Below are 3,689 nucleotides of genomic sequence, written 5' to 3'. Positions count from 1 at the left end.
TAATGCATGTCAATCAGATTTTATTTTTCGTGTACAAGGAAAAAATTATACTAATCTATGGGAGCGGGTTGCATCGGGCGCATCAGATTTTGATCTAGTTCTAGAAAATAAGGATGAAACTATCAGCCAGATAGTAAGAGTTGTAGCGTTTATGCCATCCAATGGCAAAAGAGAAGTTTTGGTTACTTCACTTTTTGACAGAGCACAATTTACCCTGGAAAGCATTAGTAAAGTTTATGTTTTGAGGTGGCATATAGAAGAGTGTTATAAACGATTAAAGATAAGTACAGAACTAGAGAATTTTTCTGGTATATATTTAGAAGCTGTATTACAGGAATTTTGGGCTCATTTAGTAATGTGTAATTTATTGGCACTGCATATGTGTGATGCTCAAGGTCCCTGGAAACCAGAGCAAATAAATGAGTATCGTTTGAATTTTTCAGTTTTGTTTGGTGTGATGCGTCAAAAAATGCATCAAGTGCTGATTGGGAAGTGCTCAACTAAAAGCTTTCAGAAACTCTTTGAGGCCGTTGCAATAGACAATTAAATTTAATCATAAATAATCCACTTTCCCCTCATTGAAAAAATAGTTAACTTAACATGAGTTTTCGGTGTTTATTTTTTTAGAATTATTATTAATTGTATAGTTATGGCAATCCAATCAAGTGGTCAATTAAGTTTAGCAGATATTTCAGCAAGTAAACGTAAATGTAAACATATCTTTTTTGATCAAATCACCAATATAATTGATTGGTTATCGGTTGAAAAAGAACTTCGCCTTTATTATCCTAAAGGCTTACGTTTATCTGGCAAACCCGCCTATAGTCCCCTACTTTTATTTAAAATGCTCTTACTTCAGACATGGTATGGACTGAGTGACTATCAAGTAGAAGAAGAAGTAAACGATCGTATAACTTTTAGCAGATTTTGTGGTATTTCGATGGACAGTTCGGTTCCCGACCATAGTGTATTAAGCAGATTTAGGACTGTCCTTACAAAGAAGAAGGCACTAGAGAGGTTATTGAAAAACATTAATAATCAACTATCTAATCATGGTGTATTAGTGCAACATGGTGCAATTATCGATGCCTCTATTACTCCTACTCCCAGATGTCCTAAAGGGAAAAAAAGTTATGATCTTCATGCAGATGGCAGTATAACCGTATCTGAAAGTTATCAAAAAGGAGTAGATCCAGAAGCAAGTTGATCTAAAAAAGGCCCTAAGCTATATTATGGCTATAAGCGGCATATACTTGTAGAAAGTAAAGAAGGATTAGTGCTAGCCGTGAGTACCACAAAAGCATCTAGTCATGATAGTGGTCATTTAGAGGTCTTATTAGATAAAGTAAACTTACCACCAGGTAGCAGGGTATATGCAGGTAAGGGCTATAGTGGCTTACCTAATGAAACATTATTAAAGAAAAAAAAGTTAAAATCAGCTATTCAGAAGAAGGCTACTAAGAATAATCCTTTATCAGTTACCGCTAAGCGGTTTAACAAATTAATAGCTAAGACGCGTTATAAGGTAGAGCGTGTATTTGGTAGTATAAGAAGTTGGTTCCGCAGTTCGGGAGCCCGCTATATAGGTCTTGATAAAACACATACACAACATCTTATGGAAGCAATAGCTTATAACTTATACAGGTCCCCTAATATCATTTTAAGAGGTTGTTAGGGGAATGGTCTATCCAAAATGCACTAAAAGTATCTAAAAATCAATAAATAATAAGATTTTTGCTGCCATAACCCGACATTCCGCATAAAATTTTTAAAATATATATTTTCCCCTTTTTAGGTTTTTTAGCGACAGATTCGTATGAGTTAGCCTTATTATTTTCGTAAAAACGGGCTATAAAGAGGCAATTTTCCTTTTCTTGCTAAGCTTTTTACTCCATATAATCAAAATATAACCTCATTAGATAGACCTTTGGCCCTGTTAGATATTTTCATATTCAATATCATATATTCTACAAGCCATAGGTCCAAAATGCTGCACAATCTTTTTTAGTATATCATTCATATTGAGAACTATTNCACCGAAAACTCATGTTAAATTAACCATTTTTTCAATGAGGGGAAAGTGGATTATTTATGATTAAATTTAATTGTCTATTGCAACGGCCTCCTATCGTTTCTGGCATAGAGAGGTGTTGCATAAATGGACCCATACGTACTGCCAATATCCGACATTCCGCATAAAATTTTTAAAATATATATTTCCCCCTTTTTAGGTTTTTTAGCGACAGATTCGTATGAGTTAGCCTTATTATTTTCGTAAAAACGGGCTATAAAGAGGCAATTTTCCTTTTCTTGCTAAGCTTTTTACTCCATATAATCAAAATATAACCTCATTAGATAGACCTTTGGCCCTGTTAGATATTTTCATATTCAATATCATATATTCTACAAGCCATAGGTCCAAAATGCTGCACAATCTTTTTTAGTATATCATTCATATTGAGAACTATTTCATGATACTGTTCACCTATCTTTATTTTAAGTAGATGTACGCCATGAAAGAGTTTATAAATCCACTTCATGGTAGGTTTCTTAGTAGCATAGCCACTTTGAGATAAGATAGTAGTATTGGTTGCTTCTAATTGCTTACGTAAATCATACTGCGCAAAGCTATAGACCATTAAACAAAGCGTCATCACTACCATTAAAGCACTAATCCGTCCAGGCTTCTTAAGAAAAATAGAATCTACTTCAAAACTGTTATCTTTAATAAACTTAAATCCTGATTCAGTACCAGATTGTTCTTTATAAGTAGATAATATTTCGCTATCTTTAAGAGCAATTTCATCTAATTGATTGGTTGCTAGAATAAAACGTCCTTTACTTAACGTAGCATGTTCAATCTTTTCTTCATCTCGTAGTAAAACTGTATGGGCTTTGTATTCAATTTTGTCTGGTTTATTATCTTTTTTAGGACGTCCTTTTCTTAGATAAGTTGGTATAGTGGCAGCAGTATAGCTAATCTTATGATAGTGTAATTTTTTATTTATTTGCAAGATTTCCTTATCAAGATCTTGCAGACAGCCAAATAACTGATTACCCAAATGCCATAATAGTTTATTGGTTTCACTAGCTTCCTTTTCTATCTTTTTTTCTAAAGTAACTACTTCCTTATCATAAGCTTCTTTGGAATAAATCAATGCCCATCTTTGTGCAATTCCTTGATATATCTGATTAACAACTATATATTTATATCCCTTGTCTAGCTCTATCCAATCAATAGTTTGCTTGGTTAATAAAGTTTTAGCTACTTTTATATTATCTGGTACTCTAGATAACCAGAGTAAATTTTGCCCATATTTTACACAATTGGCATACATGGCAGAATCGCCCACATATAAAAAAGAAGGGGTGCTTTCTAAAGCTTTGCAAAAATTTTGCATACGAGTAGCAGCAGCTTCCAAAGTTGTCTTATCTGCAGCGTTACCTGCATGTGCTTCCATCCATATAGGGAAGTGAGCAGCTCCAGAAGTAGCTAATAATAAAGTCATTTGCTTTAAATCAAAGCGCTTATTTTTAGCATAGCCATGAGCTGGACGGGCTATCTTAGGTAGCGTTAATCGGTTAGTTTCTGCTACAGCAGTACTATTTTTTAATTCATCTACCTCATCTGTTTCAGCACATGCATAGTCACCGTAGAGTGTTAACGTAGTTGTATCCAAATGAGCAGA

General features: G+C 33.9%; 2 protein-coding genes and 2 pseudogenes (2 of these 4 cut by a window edge). 2 read left to right on the top strand and 2 right to left on the bottom strand.

All coding sequences use genetic code 11. The features are described 5' to 3' along the window. A pseudogene (locus tag EDM02_RS06030) lies at positions 1 to 538 on the top strand (transposase) (its annotated part extends 77 nt beyond the left edge of the window); the annotation flags it as partial. Between the two features lie 111 nt (positions 539 to 649). Then, positions 650 to 1,675: pseudogene (locus EDM02_RS04305) on the top strand (IS5 family transposase). A 697-nt stretch (positions 1,676 to 2,372) separates the two neighbouring features. Here EDM02_RS04305 and EDM02_RS04300 read toward each other — a convergent pair. Both EDM02_RS04300 and EDM02_RS04295 read right to left on the bottom strand, forming a co-directional pair. Beyond that, positions 2,373 to 3,680, bottom strand: a complete 1,308-nt coding sequence (locus EDM02_RS04300) for an IS1634 family transposase (RefSeq protein WP_123663360.1) — start codon at positions 3,678 to 3,680, stop codon at positions 2,373 to 2,375. Continuing rightward, positions 3,662 to 3,689, bottom strand: the 3' end of a protein-coding gene (locus EDM02_RS04295; protein WP_123663359.1) for an IS1634 family transposase. The gene runs 683 nt beyond the window's last position; the window shows 28 of its 711 coding nt (coding positions 684–711); its start codon lies beyond the right edge, outside the window; it ends in the stop codon at positions 3,662 to 3,664. The genes EDM02_RS04300 and EDM02_RS04295 overlap by 19 nt, the downstream gene beginning before the upstream one ends.

This window comes from Candidatus Cardinium hertigii (genome assembly GCF_003788695.1).
This window is presented reverse-complemented; position numbering and strand designations above follow the sequence as displayed.